20 protein-coding genes are annotated in these 22,187 nt (G+C 63.8%); 13 read left to right on the top strand and 7 right to left on the bottom strand.

Annotation, left to right across the window (positions count from 1 at the left end; all coding sequences use genetic code 11):
• Position 1 precedes the first annotated feature (1 nt).
• The 6 genes from AC1ROB_RS10175 to AC1ROB_RS10200 are packed head-to-tail and all read left to right on the top strand — an operon-like array spanning position 2 to position 6,793.
• Positions 2–988 carry an ArsR/SmtB family transcription factor gene (locus AC1ROB_RS10175; protein WP_492971294.1) on the top strand — a complete coding sequence of 329 codons (987 nt, stop codon included), beginning with the start codon at positions 2–4 and terminating at the stop codon, positions 986–988.
• A complete protein-coding gene (gene metF, locus AC1ROB_RS10180) occupies positions 985–1,899 on the top strand; it encodes a methylenetetrahydrofolate reductase [NAD(P)H] (protein ID WP_492971293.1) in 915 nt (304 codons plus the stop codon). The genes AC1ROB_RS10175 and metF overlap by 4 nt, the downstream gene beginning before the upstream one ends.
• Complete coding sequence (locus AC1ROB_RS10185) at positions 1,899–2,981, top strand: homocysteine S-methyltransferase family protein (RefSeq protein WP_492971292.1); 1,083 nt, start codon at positions 1,899–1,901, stop codon at positions 2,979–2,981. Before metF ends, AC1ROB_RS10185 begins: the two co-directional genes overlap by 1 nt.
• Complete coding sequence (gene metH / locus AC1ROB_RS10190) at positions 2,978–5,692, top strand: methionine synthase (RefSeq protein WP_492971291.1); 2,715 nt, start codon at positions 2,978–2,980, stop codon at positions 5,690–5,692. The genes AC1ROB_RS10185 and metH overlap by 4 nt, the downstream gene beginning before the upstream one ends.
• Positions 5,689–6,147, top strand: a complete 459-nt coding sequence (locus tag AC1ROB_RS10195) for a GNAT family N-acetyltransferase (protein ID WP_492971290.1) — start codon at positions 5,689–5,691, stop codon at positions 6,145–6,147. The genes metH and AC1ROB_RS10195 overlap by 4 nt, the downstream gene beginning before the upstream one ends.
• A 4-nt stretch (positions 6,148–6,151) precedes the next feature.
• Complete coding sequence (locus tag AC1ROB_RS10200; protein ID WP_492971289.1) at positions 6,152–6,793, top strand: class I SAM-dependent methyltransferase; 642 nt, start codon at positions 6,152–6,154, stop codon at positions 6,791–6,793.
• 6 nt (positions 6,794–6,799) lie between these two features.
• On the opposite strand, the gene AC1ROB_RS10205 is transcribed toward AC1ROB_RS10200, so the two are convergent.
• The 3 genes from AC1ROB_RS10205 to AC1ROB_RS10215 are packed head-to-tail and all read right to left on the bottom strand — an operon-like array spanning position 6,800 to position 9,202.
• Positions 6,800–7,555, bottom strand: a complete 756-nt coding sequence (locus AC1ROB_RS10205) for an SDR family oxidoreductase (protein ID WP_492971288.1) — start codon at positions 7,553–7,555, stop codon at positions 6,800–6,802.
• Positions 7,549–8,229 carry an SDR family oxidoreductase gene (locus tag AC1ROB_RS10210; RefSeq protein ID WP_492971287.1) on the bottom strand — a complete coding sequence of 227 codons (681 nt, stop codon included), beginning with the start codon at positions 8,227–8,229 and terminating at the stop codon, positions 7,549–7,551. Before AC1ROB_RS10210 ends, AC1ROB_RS10205 begins: the two co-directional genes overlap by 7 nt.
• A 13-nt stretch (positions 8,230–8,242) precedes the next feature.
• Positions 8,243–9,202, bottom strand: a complete 960-nt coding sequence (locus AC1ROB_RS10215; protein ID WP_492971286.1) for a hypothetical protein — start codon at positions 9,200–9,202, stop codon at positions 8,243–8,245.
• Between the two features lie 207 nt (positions 9,203–9,409).
• On the opposite strand from AC1ROB_RS10215, the gene AC1ROB_RS10220 reads away from it, so the two are divergent.
• The 4 genes from AC1ROB_RS10220 to AC1ROB_RS10235 all read left to right on the top strand — a co-directional run bounded on the left by AC1ROB_RS10220 (position 9,410) and on the right by AC1ROB_RS10235 (position 12,458).
• Positions 9,410–9,736, top strand: coding sequence for an ArsR/SmtB family transcription factor (locus tag AC1ROB_RS10220; protein ID WP_492971285.1), 327 nt, complete (start codon positions 9,410–9,412; stop codon positions 9,734–9,736).
• A gap of 3 nt (positions 9,737–9,739) precedes the next feature.
• Positions 9,740–10,426, top strand: a complete 687-nt coding sequence (locus AC1ROB_RS10225) for a cation efflux transmembrane domain-containing protein (protein WP_492971284.1) — start codon at positions 9,740–9,742, stop codon at positions 10,424–10,426.
• Between the two features lie 130 nt (positions 10,427–10,556).
• Positions 10,557–11,354 (top strand): TerC family protein, encoded by a 798-nt coding sequence (locus AC1ROB_RS10230; protein WP_492971283.1) that lies wholly within the window; start codon positions 10,557–10,559, stop codon positions 11,352–11,354.
• A 192-nt stretch (positions 11,355–11,546) separates the two neighbouring features.
• Positions 11,547–12,458 (top strand): diacylglycerol/lipid kinase family protein, encoded by a 912-nt coding sequence (locus AC1ROB_RS10235; protein ID WP_492971282.1) that lies wholly within the window; start codon positions 11,547–11,549, stop codon positions 12,456–12,458.
• Here the strand turns inward: AC1ROB_RS10235 and AC1ROB_RS10240 are convergent.
• The gene (locus AC1ROB_RS10240; RefSeq protein ID WP_492971281.1) at positions 12,455–14,116 is read right to left on the bottom strand and encodes an isovaleryl-CoA dehydrogenase; all 1,662 of its coding nucleotides are present in this window, start codon (positions 14,114–14,116) and stop codon (positions 12,455–12,457) included. The two genes, AC1ROB_RS10235 and AC1ROB_RS10240, sit on opposite strands and share 4 nt — an antisense overlap.
• 75 nt (positions 14,117–14,191) lie before the next feature.
• Positions 14,192–15,271 (bottom strand): hypothetical protein, encoded by a 1,080-nt coding sequence (locus tag AC1ROB_RS10245; RefSeq protein ID WP_492971280.1) that lies wholly within the window; start codon positions 15,269–15,271, stop codon positions 14,192–14,194.
• A gap of 175 nt (positions 15,272–15,446) precedes the next feature.
• Between AC1ROB_RS10245 and AC1ROB_RS10250 the strand changes: the two genes are divergently transcribed.
• Positions 15,447–15,986: an AAA family ATPase gene (locus AC1ROB_RS10250; RefSeq protein ID WP_492971279.1), complete on the top strand. Its 540-nt coding sequence runs from the start codon at positions 15,447–15,449 to the stop codon at positions 15,984–15,986.
• Positions 15,987–15,999: 13 nt separating this feature from the next.
• Here the strand turns inward: AC1ROB_RS10250 and AC1ROB_RS10255 are convergent, their stop codons facing one another.
• Positions 16,000–19,668 (bottom strand): hydantoinase B/oxoprolinase family protein, encoded by a 3,669-nt coding sequence (locus tag AC1ROB_RS10255; RefSeq protein WP_492971278.1) that lies wholly within the window; start codon positions 19,666–19,668, stop codon positions 16,000–16,002.
• A 76-nt stretch (positions 19,669–19,744) separates the two neighbouring features.
• On the bottom strand, positions 19,745–20,302 hold the full coding sequence (locus AC1ROB_RS10260) for a winged helix DNA-binding protein (RefSeq protein ID WP_492971277.1): 558 nt from the start codon (positions 20,300–20,302) through the stop codon (positions 19,745–19,747).
• A 144-nt stretch (positions 20,303–20,446) separates the two neighbouring features.
• Between AC1ROB_RS10260 and AC1ROB_RS10265 the strand changes: the two genes are divergently transcribed.
• Together AC1ROB_RS10265 and AC1ROB_RS10270 are read left to right on the top strand one after the other, a co-directional pair.
• Entirely contained in the window at positions 20,447–21,361 is a 915-nt protein-coding gene (locus AC1ROB_RS10265; protein WP_492971275.1) for a DMT family transporter, read from the top strand.
• Positions 21,358–22,131, top strand: a complete 774-nt coding sequence (locus tag AC1ROB_RS10270) for a peptidoglycan recognition protein family protein (protein ID WP_492971274.1) — start codon at positions 21,358–21,360, stop codon at positions 22,129–22,131. Before AC1ROB_RS10265 ends, AC1ROB_RS10270 begins: the two co-directional genes overlap by 4 nt.
• Positions 22,132–22,187: the final 56 nt, after the last annotated feature.

The following is a 22,187-nucleotide window of genomic DNA, read 5'->3' on the forward strand; positions in this document are numbered from 1 at the left end:
CATGGAGTCGCCCCTGACCCTCGATATTCTGATGGCCGCGTTGCGCGCCGCGGCCGAACCCACACGCCTGCGCCTGCTGGCGCTTTGCGCCCAGGGCGAACTCACCGTTTCCGAACTGACCCAGATTCTGGGCCAGAGCCAGCCGCGTGTCTCGCGCCATCTGAAGCTGCTTTGCGAGGCGGGCTTGCTGGAACGCGTGCCGGAAGGCACCTGGGCCTTCTACCGTGTTGGCGACCGGCTGCCCGGTGCGCCGCTGGTGCGTGCGGTGAGTGGCCTGTTGCCGCCGTATGATGCCACGCTGGCGCGCGATGCCGAACGTCTTGCTGCCGTGAAGCGGGCCCGTGCCGAGGCTGCCGAGCGCTATTTCCGCGACAACGCCGCGCAGTGGTCGGCGATCCGTTCGCTGCATGTGGATGAAGCCCAGGTCGAGGCCGCCGTGCTGCGTCTGCTGGCCCAGGGCGGAGCCATAGAAGACCTGCTGGATATCGGCACCGGCACCGGCCGTCTGCTGGAAATTCTCGGCCACAAGGTCAAGCGCGGCCTGGGCGTCGATCTGAGCCGCGACATGCTGAGCATTGCTCGTGCCAATCTGGAGCGCGCCGGGATCAAAAACTGCCAGGTGCGCCAGGCCGACATGTATGCCCTGCCGCTGGACAATGCCAGCGTGGATGCCGCCGTGATCCATCAGGTGCTGCATTTCGCCGATGAGCCGCAAAAGGCGATCCAGGAGGCCGTGCGAGTGCTGCGTCCCGGCGGCCGTCTGGTGATCGTCGATTTTGCGCCGCACGATCTGGAAGACCTGCGCAACCGCCATGCGCATCGCCGGCTGGGTTTTGCCGATGCCGAATTGCGCGGCTGGTGCGTCCATGCCGGCCTCGATGTCGAGCCGGCCATCGCCTTGCCCGGACAATCGCTCACCGTTCATGTCTGGCACGCGGTCAAGCGTAGTGCCGCCCTGTCTCCCTCGCAGAAGAGTGCCGCAGAATGACGCTCCCGGAACCCAACGCTCATGCCGCCCGCCGGTCTGGTCCGCTGAAGGTCTCGTTCGAATTCTTCCCGCCGAAGACCGCGGAGATGGAAGAGAGTCTGTGGCGCAGTGTCACTCGCCTGGCGCCGCTTGATCCGCGCTTCGTCTCGGTCACCTATGGCGCTGGTGGTTCCACGCGCGAGCGCACCCATAACACCGTCGTGCGTATCCTGAAGGAAACCGGCCTCAGGCCGGCGGCACATCTCACCTGTGTCGGCGCTTCCAAGGGCGAGGTCGATGAAGTCGCTCAGCACTACTGGCAGGCTGGCATCCGCCATATTGTGGCGTTGCGCGGCGATCCGCAGGAGGGCACCGGCGGTTTTGCACCGCATCCGCAGGGCTATGCCAATTCCACTGACCTGATTGCCGGCCTGAAGAAGATCGGCGATTTCGAGATCAGCGTCGGCTGTTATCCGGAAGGCCATCCCGATACCGCCTCGCCGCGCGTCGAGTTGGAGCATCTCAAGCGCAAGGTCGATGCCGGTGCCACCCGCTGCATCACGCAGTATTTCTTCGACACGGATGTGTATTTCCGCTTTCTCGACCGGGCGCGCTCGGCCGGCATCACCGTGCCGATCGTGCCGGGCATCCTGCCGGTCACCAATTTCCGCCAGGTGGTGAAATTCTCGGCCGCCTGTGGCGCCAGCGTCCCGGCCTGGATGGCCGACCAGTTCGATGGCCTGGACGAAGACCCGGAGACCCGCCGCATGGTGGCGGCGCATCTGGCCGCCGAACAGTGCCGCCGCCTGCTGACAGCCGGCATCGACGAATTCCATTTCTATACGCTGAACCGCGCCGATCTCACCTATGCGATCTGCCATGTGCTTGGCGTGCGGCCGAAGCCGGCCATTGCCGGAGAGGCGGCCGCCTGATGTTCGACACCGCCGAAATCCGCAAGGCCCGCCGCGCCCTGCTGAGCAAGACCGCCAAGGAGCGTATCCTGGTGCTGGATGGCGCCATGGGCACCATGCTGCAGCGGCGCAAGCTGACCGAGGAGGATTATCGCGGCGATCGCTTCAAGGGTTCGAACAGCGACCTCAAGGGCAATCACGATGTGCTGAACATCACGCGGCCCGATGTGATCCTGGCCGTACACAGGGAATACCTGGACGCCGGTGCTGACCTCATCGAGACCAATACCTTCAGCGGCACCTGGATCAGCCAGGGCGATTACCACCTGGAGGCTGCTGTCCACGACATCAACCTGGAAGGCGCGCGGCTGGCGCGCCAGGCCGCCGATGAATATACGGCGAAGGATCCTTCGAAGCCGCGTTTTGTCGCCGGCGCAATCGGGCCGACCAACCGCACGGCCTCGCTGTCGCCCGACGTGAACCGTCCGGATTTCCGTAATATCTCGTTTGATGAACTGAAGGACGCCTATAAGGAACAGGCGCGTGGCCTGGTCGAAGGCGGCGCCGATCTGCTGTTGATCGAAACGGTATTCGACACGCTGAATGCCAAGGCCGCGGCCTTTGGCGTCTATGAGCTTTTCGACGAGTTGGGCGAGGAATGGCCCATCATGATCTCGGGCACCATTACGGATCTTTCCGGTCGCACGCTCTCGGGCCAGACCACGGAAGCCTTCTGGAATTCGTTACGGCATACCAAGCCGTTTTCGGTCGGCCTCAACTGTGCTTTCGGCGCCCAGCAGATGCGCGCCTATATCGCCGAGTTGAGCCGTGTCGCCGATGTGCCGGTCAGCGCCTATCCCAATGCCGGCTTGCCCAACCAGTTTGGCGAATATGACGAGCCGCCGCATGAGACGGCCGAGCATCTGCGCGAATGGGCCGAGCATGGCCTGGTGAACATCGTCGGTGGGTGCTGTGGCACCACGCCGGACCATATCAAGGCGATCGCCGACAGTGTGAAGGGCGTGAAGCCGCGCCGCATCCCGACCATCCCGCCGCAGCTTCGCCTCAGCGGCCTTGAACCCTTTGCCGTGCCTGCCGCATGACCGATATCGACGAGTCTTTTTCCCCCGAGTCTGAAAACCGTGGCTTCAATGGCCCGGTCTTCATCAATATCGGCGAACGCACCAACGTCACCGGATCGGCGAAATTCCGCAAGCTGATCCTGAGCGACGATTACGATGCGGCGCTGACGGTTGCGCGTCAGCAGGTCGAGAATGGCGCCCAGATCATCGACATCAACATGGACGAGGGCATGCTCGACTCCAAGGCGGCGATGATCAAATACCTGAACCTGATCGCCTCCGAACCCGATATCTCGCGCGTGCCGATCATGATCGACAGTTCCAAATGGGATGTGATCGAGGCTGGCCTGAAATGCGTGCAGGGCAAGGCCATCGTCAATTCGATCAGCATGAAGGAGGGCGAAGAGGCTTTCCTGATGCATGCCCGCAAGGTGCGGCGTTATGGCGCCGCCGTCGTGGTCATGGCTTTCGACGAACAGGGCCAGGCCGATACGGCCGATCGCAAATACGAAATCTGTGCCCGGGCCTACAAGCTGCTGACGGAAGAGATCGGATTCCCGCCGGAAGACATCATTTTCGATCCGAATATCTTCGCGGTTGCCACCGGCATCGAGGAGCACAACAACTATGCGGTCGAATTCTTCGAGGGCGCCAGGCGCATTCGCGAGAACCTGCCGCATTGCCATATCTCGGGCGGCGTCTCGAACGTGTCCTTCTCCTTCCGCGGCAACGAGCAGGTGCGCGAGGCAATGCACGCCGTGTTCCTGTATTACGGCATGCAGAACGGCATGGACATGGGTATTGTCAATGCTGGCCAGTTGCCGGTTTATGAAGACATCCCCGCCGAACTGCGCGAGCGCGTGGAAGACGTGCTGCTCAACCGCCGGCCCGATGCGACCGAACGCATGCTGGAAATCGCCGAGCGCTTCAAGGGCGGCGGCCGGACCCAGGAAATTGACATGTCCTGGCGCCAGAAGGATGTGCGCGCCCGCCTGACCCATGCCCTGGTGCATGGCATCGCCGATTTCATCGATGAAGACACCGAGGAAGCCCGCCATACGGTGTCCAAGCCGCTAGAGGTGATCGAAGGCCCGCTGATGGACGGCATGAACGTGGTCGGCGACCTGTTCGGTGCCGGCAAGATGTTTCTGCCCCAGGTGGTGAAATCCGCCCGCGTGATGAAAAAGGCCGTGGCCTATCTGCTGCCGTTCATCGAGGCCGAGAAGAACAGCGGCCCGGTCAAGACCAATGGCAAGGTGCTGATGGCCACGGTGAAGGGCGACGTGCACGATATCGGCAAGAACATCGTTGGCGTCGTGCTCCAGTGCAACAATTATGAAGTCATCGACCTTGGCGTCATGGTGTCCTGCGCCCGCATCCTGGAAGAGGCGAAGAAGCAGAAGGTCGACATTATCGGCCTCAGCGGGCTGATCACGCCGAGCCTGGACGAGATGTGCTATGTCGCCAGTGAGATGCAGCGCGAGGGCTTTGCCCTGCCGCTGCTGATCGGCGGCGCAACGACGTCGAAGGTCCACACGGCCGTCAAGATCGCACCGAATTACAAGGGTCCGGTGGTCTATGTCACCGATGCCTCGCGCGCGGTGGGCGTCGCCGGCCGTCTGGTTTCGGCCAATGACAGTCCGGTCTATGCCGGCGAGATTTCCAGCGAATACGAAAAGATCCGCGAGATTCACGCGCGCGAACGCAATACCGGTCCGCGCCAGAAGATCGCCGATGTCCGTCGCAACAAGGCAAAGATCGACTGGGCCGGCTACCAGCCGCCGCAGCCGAAATTCCTCGGCACCCGCGTATTCGAGGATTATCCGATTGCGACGCTGATCGACCGCATCGACTGGTCGCCGTTCTTCGCGTCCTGGGAATTGCGCGGCAAGTATCCTGATATCCTGAAAGACCCGGTGGTGGGCGAAGCGGCCACCAATCTGTTCAAAGATGCGCGGGCCATGCTGAAGCGCATCGTTGAGGAAAAGCCGATCAAGGCCAGCGCCGTGATCGGTTTCTGGCCGGCCAACCAGGTCGATGACGACGACATCGCGCTCTATGCGGAACCCGGGCAACCCGCCGAGGTGGCGCGGCTGCATATGCTGCGCCAGCAGATGAAGCGCGACCGTGATCGCGCCAATCATTGCCTGGCCGATTTTGTCGCACCGCAGGGCAGCGGCATCACCGATTATGTCGGCGCCTTCGCCGTCACTGCCGGCATCGGGCTGGATGACTGGATCAAGCGCGAGTTCACGGCCAAGCAGGACGATTATTCCGGTATCCTGGCCCAGGCCCTGGCCGACCGTCTGGCCGAAGCCTTTGCCGAGCATATGCACGAGCGCGTGCGCAAGGAATTCTGGGGCTATGCCGGCGATGAAGCCTTGAGCAACGAAGACATGATCGCCGAGAAGTATCGCGGCATCCGTCCGGCGCCCGGCTATCCGGCCTGTCCCGACCATACCGAGAAGGCCACGCTGTTCGGTCTGCTCAAGCCGACCGAGACCATCGGCATCACGCTGACCGAAAGCTTTGCCATGTGGCCTTCGGCAGCGGTCAGCGGCTGGTATTTCAGCCACCCCGAGGCGCGCTACTTCGGCGTCGGTCGCATCGAACGCGACCAGGTGGCCGATTATGCCAAACGCAAGGGCATGGACCTGGCCCGGATGGAGCGCTGGCTGGCGCCCAATCTCGCCTATGATCCGGCGCGCGATGCGGCCGAGGCGGCGGAGTGAGCCTCGGCTTTCGCCTTGCCAACGCGGCTGACCTCCCCGAGATCGTGCGCCTGCTGGCCGACGACCATCTGGGCGGCGGCCGTGAGCGTTATACCGATCCGCTGCCAGCGGAGTATGGCATTGCCTTTGCCGGACTGCAGAAGATCGGCGCCGAAGTGATCCTGGCGCTGGATGAAGGCGGCGCGGTGATCGGCTGTCTTCAGTTATTGATTCTTCCCGGCCTCGGCAGCCTGGGCAAGCAGCGCGCCCAGATCGAGGCGGTCCGCATCGAATCCAAGCTGCGCGGCAAGGGGCTCGGCTCGGAGCTGATCGGCTATGCCGTTGCACGCGCAAAAGAGAAGGGGTGCAAGATGGTGCAGCTGACCTCTGACAACAGCCGCCAGGGTGCCCATCGGCTTTATGAGCGGCTCGGCTTCAAGGCCAGCCATGTCGGCATGAAACTGTACCTGGCCTGACCGCATGACCTACAGCCGCCAGTCGCCCAGCCCGCGCTTTACCGAACTTCTCGGTTATTACGGCCAGCTGCATGACGAAGGCGATGCCAAGCTGGATGTGGATGCGGATGAAATGTTCGATGGCCGCAGCCTGTCGGTGCATATCAGCACCATACGCTCGCTGGTCAAAAAGTTCGGATCGAAAACGCTGCTCGATTACGGGGCCGGCAAGGCCAAGCATTACGAGGACACGGTGTTCAAGCTGCCGAGCCGCGAGGTAAAGGGGCTGAAGGCCTTGTGGGGCCTGGACGCGGTGCGGCTCTACGATCCGGGTTATGCGCCCTATGCGGCGCTGCCGGAGGGGACATTCGATGCGGTGATCTGCACCGATGTGCTTGAGCATATCCCGGAAGAGGATATGGACTGGGTAGTGGGCGAGCTGTTCGATTACGCCCGTCACTTTGTCTATGCCGGCGTCGCCACCTATCCCGCCGGCAAAACCCTGCCCAATGGCATGAACGCCCATGTCACCCTGCGGCCGACCGCCTGGTGGGATGCGCTGTTCCGCCGCGTTCGCGCGCAGCGTCAGTCGCCAGCCGAATTCGTGGTGATCGTCGAACGTATCTACGGCGACGAAAACCCGGAGCGCGCCGTCTCCTTCGGCTGACGCGGCTCAGCGTCCGCCGGCGACATCCAGCAGCGCACCCGTGACATAGGACGAGGCATCGTCCAGCAGCCAGATGATCGACTCTGCCACTTCCTCCGCCGTGCCGGCACGGCCCAGCGGTACGGTCTTGCCCAGACGTTCGGCACGATCGGGTTCGCCGGCGCTGGCATGGATTTCGGTTTCGATGATGCCGGGCCGCACCGCGTTCACGCGAATGCCTTCGGGCGCCAGTTCCCTGGACAGTCCGAGCGTGAAGGTGTCGATGGCGCCTTTCGAGGCCGCATAATCGAGGAACAGGTTGGGCGAACCAAGCCGGGCTGCGACCGACGAGAGATTGACGATGGCGCCGCCTTTGCCACCCTTGCTTTTCGCCATCGTCCTGGCAGCCTCACGGGCGACCATGAAGCTGCCCAGGATGTTGATGTCGAAGACGCGCTGCAGGCGCTCAACACTCATGTCCATCAGGTCGGCAGTCGGCGCCACCACGCCGGCATTGTTCACCAGCCCGTCCAGCCGGCCAAACGCCTTCACCGTGGCCTGCACCATGGCGATGGCATCGGTTTCACGGGAAACATCACCCTGGATCGCCACGGCCTTGCCGCCGGCAGCCTGCACGGCTTTGACCGTTTCCTGTGCCGCAGCCGCATTGCCGGCATAATTCACGCCGACCGACCAGCCGCGTTTGCCGGCCAGAATGGCGACCGCGCGACCGATGCCGCGACTGCCGCCGGTGACCAGGATGTTTTTTGCTGGACTTACCATGGGATTTCGCTGCCGTCGTAGTTGAGGAATTTTCCGGTGTCTTTCAGAGCTGCGCCGTCGATGGTTTTTTGCAGGCCGGTGGCGCTGGTTGTTACGTCGATATCGGCGCCGGCGCCGCCCATGTCGGTCTTCACCCAGCCGGGATGCAGCACGATCACGGTGATGCCGGCCGATTTCAGGTCCATCGCCAGGCTGTGCATGCCGGCATTGACTGCCGCCTTGGACGCACGATAGGCATAGGAACCGCCGCGGGCCTGTGAAATTGAGCCCATGCGGCTGGAAATCGTGGCGATCTTCGCGCCGCCTTTCGCGGCTTTCAGATGCGGCAGGAAGGCCAGCGCGGTTTTCAGCGGCGCCACGCTGTTGACCTGCAGCACCTGAAGATAGGTGTCGAAGTCGCTCACCGTCAGGGCACCGTCGCGATGGCCGTAGATGCCGGCATTGTTGAGCAGCAGGTCGATGGCGGTGCCGGCGTATTTCTGCGCCACCGCATCCACTGCCTTGTAATCGGTCACATCCAGTGCCTCGACGGTCACGCCCGGCACGGCCTTCAGCGCGGTCGCCGCCTGCGGATCGCGGCAGGCGGCGATCACCGTCCAGCCGGCTGCTGCGTAACGCTTGGTCAGTTCCAGGCCGATGCCGCGATTGGCGCCGGTGATCAGCAATGTGGGCATTGGCTCTCTCTCCTTATGAGGACGCGCGTGTGGCGACGCGACGATACAGCGGCTGCAGCAGGCCGGGCAGCATATACATGGGCAACTGCCCCATGGCGAAGAAGACCACCATGTCAAAGACGGCGCGGTCGGCCAGCGACACCATCACCAGTCCCATGTTGCAGTTGCCGGTGAGGATGCCGAGCGTCAACGCTGCCGGCTGGCCAAGGCGAAACACGGTGCGGCCGACCGCATAGCCCAGCGCCTGCAGCGCCAGATTGGCGATGAAGGCGGAGGCTGTGGCCAGCAACACATAACCCGGCTGCGCCATCAGTTTGACCAGGACGCCATCCATGATGGCGATGGCGAACAGCACCAGGGCCAGTACGGAGCTGCCATCCATCAGCTGCTTGTTCTTCTGCAGCCAGCCCGGCGGCAGTTTCCAGTGCGCGAGCAGCGCTGCACCGAAGGCAACGCCCACCATCACGGCCAGGCGCCCCATAAATTCCACGAGTGACATCTGCACCTCGATATTGAGCAGCAGCAAGGCCAGCGGCGGCAGGGTGAAGGGCACCAGGGCGGTGGCGATCACCATGGCGATCACGGCAAAGGCGGCATCAAGGCCAAGGATCAGGGCGATGGCGACCGTGCCGGTGATCGGCGGCGCCGCCGACATCAGCACGATGGCCTCCATCAGCGGTCGCGGCAGGCCCAGCGGCGTCAGCACCGCGAACATCAGCAGCGGGCAGACCAGCAGCAGGAAGACGATCACCGGCAGGAATAGCCAGGGGCGCCGGGCATAGGCCTGGAAGGCACTCCAGTCGAGCCGCATCAGTGCCAGGGTCAGCGGCAGCAGCAGGAAGATCACGAGGCCCGGGCGCAGCAGGCTGGCCAGCGGCGGGATCAGCAGGCCGACCAGTACGCCGCCGAACAGGAACTTGGTGGCATGGCGGCCCATGTAGTCCAGCGGCCACCAGACGAGGGTCCGGATCATCGGCTGGGCTCCTGGGGGGGTGTTTCACGTGAAACATACCCAGAACATGAGGCGGTGCGGCTGAGGGGGCGAGGCATACGGATCATCACGCGACGGCTGTGGTTTTATTGTTTTGTCAGAGTAGCATAGACCCGTTGCCGGGACCCTGGCGAGGCCGCAATTGTCCTGCTTGACACTCATCGATAAAACAGTTAAATACCTGTTTAAATGTTTAATGCTCGCGCCATCGAAGATCATCACACGGTTCAGCTCGCCGACATGTTCCGGCTGCTGGGCGATCACAGCCGTCTGAAGCTGGTGTTGATGCTGCAGAAGGGCGGCACCCCGGCCAGCATGGCCGCCGCCGCCGCCGGCCTGTCGCCGCAACTCGCCAGCCATCACCTGCGATTGCTGAAGGCGGCGCGGTTGGTGCAGGCCGTGCGCAAGGGCCGCGAGATTCACTATGAGCTGGCCGACGACCATGTGCGGCACATGCTCGACGACATGATCGCCCATGTGACCGAACCCCATGGTCACCCGGCGGAGAAGGAGTGAGACATGGGTGCGAGCTGCTGCGGTCCCAGTCACGATCACGGCCATGACCACGATCATCATCACGGCCCGGGCGGTCACGATCACAGTGCCGGCGCCGCGCGTCCTGTGCTGTGGATCGCGCTGCTGCTGAATGCCGGCATGTTTATCGTGGAACTGGGCGCCGGTCTGAGTGCAAATTCCACCTCGCTGCTGGCTGACTCCGCCGATTTCCTGGGTGACGCCGCCAATTACGGCCTGGCGCTGGCAGTGCTGTCCATGGCGCTGGTCTGGCGCGCCCGCGCCGCATTGCTGAAGGGCGTCACCATGGGGCTGTTCGGTCTTTGGGTTGCCGCGATGACGATCCGTCATCTGATCGATGGCACGGTGCCTGAACCGGCCACCATGGGCGTGGTCGGCGTTGCCGCACTGGCGGTCAATGTGCTGGTCACCGTGCTGCTGTTCCGCTTCCGTAAGGGCGACAGCAATATGCGCGCGGTGTGGATCTGCAGCCGTAACGATGCCCTGGGCAATGTCGCCGTGTTGCTCGCGGCCAGCGGCGTCTTTGCCACCGGCAGTGCCTGGCCCGATCTGGCCGTGGCCGCGCTGATGGCTGGCCTGGCGCTCTGGGGGGCGGCCCAGGTAATCGCCCATGCCCGGCAGGAATTGCGTGAAACCCGGTCCGCCACGGCAGAAATCGGCCATGCCGACTGATGTGGCCTTGAAATTGCCGTAATTCACCGTACATTCCCACCCACGTCCGGGCCCCTCTGGTTGCCATATACGGGATGGCAGCGATGTCGGACGGCTTTTCGCAAAAGCCCCAGCCCAGGATGACTATTCCATGGACCTCTCTGTCTTTCTCGATCCCGCTGCCCTGCTCGCGCTGGTCGGCCTCATCGCGCTCGAACTCGTTCTTGCCGTCGACAACCTGATTTTCATCACCATTCTCACCAGCCGCCTGCCGGAAGCGCAGCAGCCGCTGGGCCGCAAGCTCGGCCTGCTCGGCGCCGTCATCACCCGCGTCATGCTGCTGCTCTCGGCCGCCTGGCTGATCACGCTCACCGCGCCGTGGTTCACGGTCTTCGAGCAGGAAATCTCCGGCCGCGATCTGGTGCTGATCCTCGGCGGTCTGTTCCTGATCTGGAAGGCGACCATGGAAATTCATGAGCGCGTCACGCCGAAGGAGAGCGACGAACTGGGCGAGGCGGGACCCGCGAGCGACGGCAAGCCGGTGCAGAAAAAGTACCCGGCCTTCTGGGCCATCATCGGTCAGATCGCCGTGTTGGATATCGTCTTCTCGCTCGACAGCGTGATCACCGCCATCGGCCTGGCCCGCCAGATCGAAATCATGGTGGCCGCCGTGCTGATCTCGGTTGCCATCATGGTGGCGCTGGCCGAACCGCTGGCCCGTTTCGTGAAGAAGAATCCCAACATCGTCATGCTGGCGCTGTCCTTCCTCGTCATGATCGGCATGGCCCTGGTGGCCGAGGGCTTCGATGTCGAGATCCCGAAGATCATGATCTACGGTGCCATGGCCTTCTCGGTGACGGTCGAGCTACTCAATATGGCCTCGCGTCGGGCCAAGCTGAGCCAGCCCTTCCGCGATATCCGCAATAACGACAAGGCGGCCGGCGAGTAATCGCCACCCGGCGGCGCCGTTTCGCACCGTCATTCCGCCGCATTCGCCGGGCAGGGTGGCCTCTCAACCGAGGCCACCCTGTTTGTTAGGGCATATTGTCGGGATCGTTAGCGCGGGTGTGATCGTTATGCTTGGCCTCGGCCTGATTCGGGCCGGCGCAGATCTGGCCTCTTCCTGCCCTGGTAAGCTCCGATGTCCGTTACCGTTGTGATCAATGCCGAATCCGGCACCGCGCGCCAGTATGGTGCGGCGGCCCTGCGTGACCTGATCCACAAGAGCGTCACGGCGGCCGGCCATCCGGATGTCGATGTGCAGGTGGTGGCGCCGCAACAGCTGCCCAAGGCCTTGATCAGTGCCGCCCAGGGCAGCGCCGAAGTCTGGGTCGGCGGTGGCGACGGCACGCTGCGTTCGGCCGCCGAACTGGCCATGAAGCGCGATATCGTTCTGGGTGTGCTGCCGCTTGGCACCATGAACCTGCTGGCGCGCGACCTGAACATTCCCCTGCAGATCGAGCAGGCGGTTGCGGCCATATGCGGTGCGAAGGTTGCCGCCATCGATGTCGGCCGGGTCAACCAGAGCCTCTTCCTCAACAAATCGGCGCTCGGGCTCTATCCCGAAATGGTGGTCGACCGCGAACGGCGGCGTCGCCTGTTCGGTCTTAACAAATGGCCGGCGATGATCCGTTCGGCCTGGCGCGCGGTGAAGCGGCACCGGATGATGGAAATCACCATCGAACACCAGGGCCAGCGTCGCGAGATTCTCTCACCTGCCATCGTGGTCGCGGTCGGGGCCTATGAATTCAATGCCGGCCGTCTGTTCAGCCGCGCCGATCTGCAGAGCGGCGAACTCACCGTCTATGTCAGCCACGAGAAGACCTGGCTCGGCTCGGCTAGTCAGCTGGCCAAGTTGTTTCTCGGCACTCTGGAAAACGATCCGGCTTTGGAAGTGATCAAGGCGCATCACCTGAAGATCGATTTCAGCCGCACCAAGCCGGTGGCCAATGACGGCGAGATCGACATGCTGAAAGGCCCGATCCGCTACGCGGTCGCGCCACAGGCGCTCAAGGTGCGGGTGCCGGTGGAAGAGAAGGCTGACTCCGTCTAGGCTGGCTGTGCCCGCAGGGCGATGGCATGGGTGTCGACGCCCTTGGGCAGCGTGCCGAAGGCATGGCCCCAGTCGCCGCCCAGCCGCGAGGCGCAGAAGGCATCGGCGACGACAGGCGTAGAGTGGCGCACGAGCAGTGCGCCCTGCAGAACCGCCATCATCTTTTCCACCACGCGGCGTGCGCGATGTTCGATCTCGGTCTGGTCGGCGAATTCGGTTTTCAGATCGCTGATTGCCGCATCCAGATGCTTGTCGCTGCCGCGCGCCGGCTTCAGCTCGGCAAAATAGGCCTCCAGCCCGTCCGGGCTTTTCTGCAGGGCGCGCAGCACGTCCAGGCACATCACATTGCCTGAACCTTCCCAGATCGAATTGAGCGGGATTTCCTTGTACAGCATGCCGAGCGGGCCCTCGTCGACATAGCCGTTGCCGCCATGCACCTCCATGGCTTCCACCACGGCATTGGGCGCGCGTTTGCAGATCCAGTATTTCACCGCCGGGGTGCAGAGCCGACGGAAGGCGGCTTCGGCCGGATCGCTGTCGGCACGGTCGAAGGCGTGGGCCAGTCTCAAGGCGAGCTGCGTCGCAGCCTCGGATTCAATGGCGAGGTCGGCCACCACATTGGCCATCAGCGGCTGGTCGATCAGGTGACGTTGGAAAGCGCGCCGATGCGCCACATGATGCAAGGCTTGCGCGACAGCGCCGCGTAAGAGGCCGGTCGAGCCCAGCGCGCAATCCAGTCGCGTATAGGTGCCCATCTCAATGATGGTCGGCACGCCGCGGCCCTCCTCGCCCAGCAGCCAGCCATGGGCATTGCGGAATTCCACTTCCGACGAGGCATTCGACTTGTTGCCGACCTTGTCCTTCAGGCGCTGGATCAGCACCGGGTTCTTGGTTCCGTCGGGCAGCCAGCGCGGCACGAAGAAGCAGCTTAAGCCCCCCGGCGCCTGGGCCAGCACCAGATGCGCGTCATTCTGCGGGCAGGAGAAAAACCATTTGTGGCCCGTGATGACATATTCGCCGCCCGAACCGCCCCCATTGACGGGCTGCGCCACCGTGGAATTGGTGCGTACGTCCGAGCCGCCCTGCTTCTCGGTCATGCCCATGCCGATCAGGGCACCGGTCTTCTGCGCGATCGGTTTGTTGCTGCCGTCATACTGGCGCGAATAGATTTTCGGCAGCCAGGTCTCGGCCAGGGCTGCATCGCGCTTGATCGCCGGCACGCTGCCATAGGTCATGGTGGTCGGGCATTGGCTGCCCGGCTCGATCTGCGCATGCATGATATAGGCAGCGGCGCGGGCGACATGGGCGCCGGGCTTGGGTTCGGCCCAGGGCGCGCTATGCAGGCCCTCGCCGATGATCAGGTCCATGATGCCATGCCAGGCCGGATGGAATTCCACGTCGTCGACGCGATGGCCAAAGCGGTCGAACAGCTTGGCCTGGGGCGGGAATTTATGCGCCTGCCGGCCCATCTCGATGGTGGCGGCATCGCCCAGGCGGCTGCCATAGACGGTGAGGCGGTCATGGGCCCAGCCGGCGCCATGCACCTCGGCGGCATTCAGCAGCGCCTTGTCGGTGGTGAAGAGGTTGTAATCCTCCAGCGCCGGCGGCTGGTTCAGGACCTCATGGGTCTCGGCGGCATCGGCTGGCTGCGCGCTCATGGCATGTCTCCCTTTGCAGAGGAGTCTAGCAAGCTGCGGCGGTTTGGGAAGTCTGCCGTTGCGGCAGGGCCGTTCTCAGAAGCGCATCGCCAGGTTGAGCCGGGCCTGGCTGGTATAGGGGTCGGCGATGCCGGCCTCGCTCTGCTGGTTCACCGTATAGCCGGCCATCAGCGTCATCGCCCGGCTGGCCAGGGCCATCGGCGTCCAGTGCAGCTGCAGGTCCAGCATCTGCTGGCTGCCGGGCAGTGGCACGGTATTGCCGCGCTGCAGGTCGTATTTCTGTGTCAGGCCAAATTCGTGGTTGGCGGTCAGGTTCAGGCTCTGGCCCAGCGGCACGCCGATCATCAGGCCGAGGATATTGAGATCGCGTTCCTGCAGGGAGGTGGTTTCGTTGCGGCGCTGGCCCGAGACACCGAGCCTGTAGCCGCTCTGGAAATGCTGCGCCAGTGCAATCCGGTGGCGCTGGGTATCGGTGTTGGCCAGGGCATTGCCGGCATAGGCCATCGAATCGTAACCCGACGACAGTGTCAGCGTCAGGTCGCGCGCCAGCGTGGTGGAAATCTGGTTGTCGATGCCAAGGCGCCGGTTGCCGCTGCCGGCCAGATCGCCCCAGTTGATCGCCGCATCCGGATTGACCCGGAAGGTGACGCCATATTCCTCGTAGGCGAGGCCGAACTTGCTGTTGACCGATTTTGCCGGGTCATCGGCGCCGGCTTCGCCTTCGCGCTGACTCACGCCGCTGGTGTTGTCCAGCGCCAGTCCGTCGAAGAAGGGCAGGTCATAGGCGGCATTGACCGTGCGCGGCTGCAGCGCGGCAGCATCGCTGGCGATGCCGATCTTGTCGCTGTCGCCGGCATAGTCGGAACTGGCCTCGCGGCTGCGGGTCAGCAGGCTGATCTCGTTCGGTCCGAATAAGGGCCGGCGACTGAGCATACGCATGCCGGTCTCGGGGTCGTAGGCCAGCGGCACGATTTCCGGTTCCCCGTCAGCGGCCGCAGACGGCAGTGAAACAGCGGCGTGGCAATAGGCGGGATCGGCAGCGCTGACGAAAACGGGGCAGAGCGGTGGTGCATCCTGGGCGGCAGCCGGCAGGGCTGTCGCGAGTCCGGCGAGGACTGCGAACAGGGCGGCGCGGGATCGGGCGCGGCGAAACACGATATTGGCTTCCCCCGGCATGGTCGGACCAGTGGCAGCACGAGACTGCCACAGAGTCCTTACTGCATCTTTACCGCAGGAGGTGTGGCCGAATTGAGGCAATGCGGGGTCGTTTTTTGCGGCAAACGGCGCGGATGCGGTTTCACGCCGCGCAGCTTGGCCTTAAGCTGCGGCTATGCATCTGCTGTTTCTCTATGGCAAACCGGCGGTCGGCAAGCTCACCGTGGCGCGCGAGCTGGCGGCGCTCACCGGCTACCGGCTGTTCCACAACCACCTGACCGTCGATCTGCTGCTGTCGGTGTTCGAATTCGGCAGCGCGCCGTTCGTGGCCCTGCGTGAGGAGATCTGGCTCTCGGTTTTCACCCGCGCCGGCATGGAGAAACTGCCGGGCATGATCTTTACCTTCGCACCGGAAACCACGGTGCAGCCGGATTTCGTCGAAAAGGCTGTGGCCACGGTGCAGGCCGGCGCGGGCCGGGTGCAGTTCATCGAGTTGACCTGCCCGACGGAGGAGATCTACCGCCGCATCGACAGCCAGTCGCGCCGCCAGACCGGCAAGCTGACCTCGCATGAGGTCTACGAGAAGCTGGATGCCGCCCATGTCTTCGCCACCTCGCATATGCCGAAAGCGGCTGTCAGCGTGGATACAGGCAGGCATACACCGTCGGAGGCGGCGGCGCTGATCGTGAAGGCGCTGGGGCTGAAACGGCTTTGAAGGTGGCGGCGGATTACTCCGCCGCCTGCTTCAGGTCCACCGCCCTGCCGAAGCCGCCGGCCGAGGGTGTGGAGATGACGAAGACATCGCCCGGCTGCATCGGTGTCGAGCAGCGGCCTTCCAGTTCGGTCTTCTCGCCCGACGTGCGCTCCACCCACTGGTGGCCTGTCTCGCCATTCGCGCCGCCTTCGAGACCGAAGGGCGGCACGGTGCGGTGCGAGGACAGCAATGTCGCGGTCATCGGCGTGAGGAAGCGCATGCGGCGAATAGTACCGTCGCCGCCCTTGTGCCGGCCCTTGCCGCCCGAGCCGCGCCGGATGCGGAAACTCTCCAGCAGCACGGGGAAGCGGAATTCCAGCACCTCGGGGTCGGTGAGGCGGGCATTGGTCATATGGGTATGCACGGCGTCGCAGCCGTCGAAATCCGCACCGGCGCCGCTGCCGCCGCAGATCGTCTCGTAATACTGGTATTCGTTATTGCCGAAGGTGAAATTGTTCATCGTGCCCTGGGCCGCCGACATCACGCCGAGCGCACCGAAGATGGTGTCGGTGATGCACTGGCTGGTCTCGACATTGCCGGCCACCGTGGCAGCCGGATAGACCGGATCCAGCATCGAGTTCTTCGGGATGATGATCTCCAGCGGTTTCAGGCAGCCGCCGTTCAACGGGATGTCGCTGTCCACCAGGCAGCGGAAGGCATAGAGCACGGCAGCGACGCAGACGGCGGTCGGCGCGTTGTAGTTGGTCGGGTGCACGCCGGATGTGCCGGTGAAGTCGATCTTGGCGGTGCGGTCCTTGTGGTTGACCGTCACCTTCACCTTGATCTCGTAGCCGTCATCCATCGGATAGGTGAATTCGCCGTCCTTGAGGCGACTGATCACCCGGCGCACGGATTCCTCGGCATTGTCCTGCACGTGGTTCATATAGGCACGCACGACGTCGAGGCCGAACTGGTCGACCATCTTGCGCAGCTCCTGCGCGCCCTTCTCGCAGGAGGCGATCTGCGCCTTCAGGTCGGCGATATTCTGCGCCGGATTGCGCGAGGGATACTTGCCGCCCTTGAGCAGCGCCACCATCTCGTCTTCCAGCATGCGGCCGCCATCGACCAGCAGCACGTTGTCGAGCAGAACGCCTTCATCTTCGACGGTGCGGGAATCCGGCGGCATTGAGCCCGGCGTGGTGCCGCCGATATCGGCATGGTGGCCGCGGCTGCCCAGATAGAACAGCACCTCCTGGCCGGCCTTGTCGAACACCGGCGTGATCACGGTGACGTCGGGCAGATGGGTGCCGCCGGCATAGGGCGCGTTCAGCACATAGACATCGCCGGGCTTCATCTGGCCGGCACGCTTGCGCATCACGGTCTTGATGCTTTCCGACATCGAGCCCAGATGCACCGGCATATGGGGCGCATTGGCGATCAGCTCGCCGTCCAGATCGAAGATGGCGCAGGAGAAATCGAGGCGCTCCTTGATATTGACCGAATAGGCGGTCTTCTCCAGCACGCTGCCCATCTGCTCGGCGATCGACATGAACAGGTTGTTGAAGATTTCCAGCATCACCGGATCGACCGAGGTGCCGATGGCGCGGCGCTCGGGCAGGGCCTCCACGCGTTTGAGCACCAGGTCGCAGCGTTCGGTCAGCTTCGCCTGCCAGCCGGGCTCCAGCACGATGGTGCTGGTCGGCTCGATCACGATGGCGGGGCCCTTGATGGTTTCGCCCGGCCGCAGGGTGGCGCGGTCGTAGACCGGCGTGTCGCGCCAGCTGCCGGCCATATAGGCCTTGCGCTTGGCCAGCACCGGGATGGCATCCTGGCTGCGCGGATCGACGATCTGTTCCACCGCATCCGGCGCGCGTTCGCCCTGGCCGACCACTTCGACGGCGACACTGCCGGCGATCAGTGTTTTTTCAGGGCTGATGAAGCCGAAGCGCTGCCGATGCGCGGTTTCAAACGCAGTTTTAATCTCCGTCAGAGAGCCGAACTCGACTTCCAAAGCAGAGTCCGAGCCGCCATAGCGCACATGCAGCTTGCGGATCACCGTGATCTTCTCGGGCGCCACGCCCTGCTTCAGCATTTCGGCGCGCGAACCCTCGGCCAGGATGTCGAGTTCCTTCGACAGACCGGGCAGGGCGCTTTCCTGCAAGGTCACTTCCGCCGATTTTTCCTTCAGCACGCGCTGGTCGGCCAGGCCCATGCCATAGGCCGAGAGCACGCCGGCCAGCGGATGCAACAGCACCTCGGTCATGCCGAGCGCATCGGCCACCAGGCAGGCATGCTGGCCACCGGCGCCGCCGAAGCTGGACAGCACGTATTTGGTCACGTCATAGCCGCGCGCCACCGAGATCTTCTTGATCGCATTGGCCATGTTCTCGACCGCGATGGCGAGAAACCCTTCCGCCATCTCCTCGATGCTGCGGGTGTCGCCGCTCTCGGCCTTCACCTGCGCCTGCAGCGCGGCGAACTTAGTCTTCACCACGGCATCGTCCAGCGGTTGGTCGCCATTGGGGCCGAAGACGGCGGGGAAGAAATCGGGCTGCAGCTTGCCCAGCACCACGTTGCAGTCGGTGACGGCGAGAGGCCCGCCGCGACGATAGCAGGCCGGGCCGGGATTGGCGCCGGCCGAGTCCGGCCCCACACGATAGCGCGCGCCGTCGAAATGCAGGATCGAGCCGCCGCCGGCGGCCACTGTGTTGATCATCATCATCGGCGCGCGCATGCGCACGCCGGCCACCATGGTCTCGAAGGCACGTTCGTATTCGCCGGCATAGTGGCTGACATCGGTCGACGTGCCGCCCATGTCGAAGCCGATCACTTTGGTGAAGCCGGCCCGCGTCGAGGTCTCGACCAGGCCGACGACGCCGCCGGCCGGGCCGGACAGGATGCTGTCCTTACCCTGGAAGAAGTTGGCATCGGCCAGACCGCCGTTGGACTGCATGAACATCAGGCGCAGCGCAGTGTTGGCGGCATCCAGTTCGCTGCCGACCTGATCCACGTACCGTCGCAGGATGGGGGAGACGTAGGCATCGACGACCGTTGTGTCGCCGCGGCTGACGAACTTGATCAGCGGCGAAACATGGTGGCTGGCCGAGACCTGGCTGAAGCCGAGCTGCTTCGCCAGGGCCGCGATCTTGGCCTCATGCTCGGTATAGCGGTAGCCGTGCATGAACAGGATGGCGACGCTGCGGATGCCGTCGGCATGGGCGGCCTTCAGGGCCGCCTTGGCGGCGGCGAGATCCAGCGGCGTCTCGATACTGCCGTCGTTGCGCACGCGCTCGGGGATTTCCACCACGCGCTCATACAGCATCTCGGGAAGTTGGATATGCAGGGCAAAAAGATTCGGCCGGGTCTGGTAGCCGATGCGGAGCTGGTCGCCGAAGCCTTCCGAGACCAGCAGGAGCACGCGGTCACCCTTGCGCTCGAGCAGCGCATTGGTGGCAACAGTCGTGCCCATCTTCACGGCGGCGATCTTGCCCTTGGGCAGGGCGTCGCCGGCCTTCAGGCCGAGCAGGTCGCGGATGCCCTGCACGGCGGCATCCTTGTAGCGCTCGGGGTTTTCCGACAGCAGCTTATGGGTGACGATACCGCCATCCGGCTGGCGCCCGACGATGTCGGTGAAGGTGCCGCCGCGGTCGATCCAGAATTCCCACTGGTCGGTCAACGAGGCAGAGGTCTGGGACTGGGTCATGGCGGCTCCGGAAGCTCAAGGGAAGGCGGCGCTGACGGTGACGAAACGTTGACAATTTGTCAACGTCGGAAGACGGCTACAGTGAGGCGGCGGCGCGGGCAGCCTGATCGTAGCTGCCCGACAACGCTCGCATCAGGTCGGCCACTCGGGACAGATCACCTTGCGGCTGCCCGATCAGGGCAAAGGCCTGACCCAGCAGCTGTTCGCGGATTTTACGGTATTCCAGGCAGAGCGCGCGGCCTTTGGGCGTGGTGCTGTAGAAGATTTCCTTGCCGCGCCGGGTGCCGGCGATCAGGCCCAGCCGCACCATCTTCTTCAGGCCGTAATTGACGGTGTGGGAATCTTCCACATTCAGCACCAGACAGAGGTCGGCCAGTCGCTTGGGCCGCTCGCGGTGATTGACGCCATGCAGCACCATCACGTCCAGGGCCGCCAGGTCGCCCTGACCTGCCGCCGTCATGCAGCGCACGATCCAGCGGCTGAAGGCATTGCCGGTCATCATCAGGGCGAATTCGAACTCGCTCAGGCCTTCCAGCTTTTCGCTGGCCAGATGCGCCGAGGACACAATCGGCCGCCGTGCCGCCGGCTTTGCTTTGGCCGGCTTTTTCGATGCGGGTATCTTTGCTTTTGCCATGGCCGGTTGCCTGTCTGGGATGCCTCGAAAGCGGGCAGGGATATGGTTCCGCAAACCCCCGCATACCGCCCATGCAGGCAGTGCATGGCCGGGACAGAAAGAACCGTAGCCCGCGACCGGCCGGCTTTGCTAGGGTCCCCGCCCATGAAGCCCCAGCACCTTGCCCTGATGTTGCTGATCTGCGCCATCTGGGGCGGCAATTTTGTCGTCACCAAACTCGCGGTCAACCACTTCCCGCCGGTCCTTTTCACCGCCCTGCGCTTTGGCCTGGTCGCTGTCCTGATGCTCCCCTGGCTGCGCTGGTGTCCCGGCCAGATGCGCAATGTTGTGATTGCCGCCCTGTGCATGGGAACCCTGCATTTCGTGCTGATCATCATCGGCATTGCCAAGGCGGACGACGTCTCGGTGGTGGCGGTGGTGACCCAGTTGGGCGTGCCGATTTCGACCCTCATGGCGATCCTGTTCCTCGGCGAGCGGGTGCGCTGGAAACGCAGTCTCGGCATCGCCCTGGCCTTCATTGGTGCAGTCGTCATCAGTTTCGACCCGAAAGTGATGAACTACCAGGTCGCCATCGGGCTGATCCTGGTGGCCGTGATCATCTTCTCGGTCGGCCAGATCATGGTGCGCCGCATACACGACGTGCATACTTTCACCATGCAGGCCTGGGTTGGCATCCTGAGCGCGCCCAGCCTGCTGCTGATTTCCCTGGCGCTGGAAGATGGCCATGTTGAACAGGTTGTGTCGGCCAGCGTCTGGCACTGGAGTGCAATTGTCTATGCCGCGACACTGGTATCCCTGATCGGGCATGGCGGCGCCTACTATCTGTTGCGGCGCTATCCGGTCAGCATCGTCAATCCGGGCTTCACGCTGTCGCCGATCTTCGGCGTGCTGGCCGGCGTGTTTTTCCTCAACGAGCAACTGAGTGGTCGTGTGATTATCGGTTCGGTTATTACCCTTCTGGGTGTTCTGATTGTCGCCATGCGCGAGAGCAAAGCGGCTGACGCGCGTGGCGTGACGCCGGAAAAGGTGGCGCTGGAAACCAAGGCGGCTGGCGAATGACGCTTCCGTTGATTGACCATCCCTCGCCGAATTTTGACGACCGCAGCGGCCGCCGCCCGGTCGATATGATCGTGCTGCATTATACCGGCATGCAGACTGCGGCTGCGGCGTTGCAGCGCCTGGCCGACCCGGATGCCAAGGTCAGCGCCCATTACATGATCGATGAAGACGGCACGATTTATCGCCTGGTGCCGGAGGACAAGCGTGCCTGGCATGCCGGCGTGGCCTTCTGGCGCGGCGTGCGCGACGTCAATGCGCGTTCCATCGGCATCGAGCTGGTCAATCCCGGTCACGAATTCGGCTATCGCCAGTTCCCGGTGGAACAGATCGACGCCCTGCTGGCTCTGCTGGCCGATATCGCCACGCGGCATCATGTGATGCCGGGCAATTATGTCGCCCATTCCGATATCGCGCCCAGCCGCAAGGAAGATCCGGGTGAGTTGTTCCCCTGGCACCGCCTGGCGGCGGCCGGCTTTGGCCGTTGGTGGAGCGGCGATTTCCGGGTTGCGGCGAATGCACCGGTCATGGGCCCGGGCGAGCGCAACGGCGCGGTGCTGGAACTGCAGGTGGCGCTCGACCGCATCGGCTATGCCATCGAGGGCAGCGGCATCTACGATCCGCTCACCGAAGCCGCCGTGAGGGCTTTCCAGCGGCACTGGCGCCAGGACAAAGTCGATGGCGTCAGCGACGCAGAAACCACCAGCCTGATCCACCATATCTCGGAACAGGTCACCATGCGGCGCGCCAGCGCCGACCGTGCGGCCAGTTAGGGCGCGCAGCACGCTGATCCGCCCTTTTGCTTGACGCCGTCTCCGTCTGGGCCTAC

The sequence above is a fragment of the Ferrovibrio sp. GW821-FHT12F09 genome, assembly GCF_058806775.1.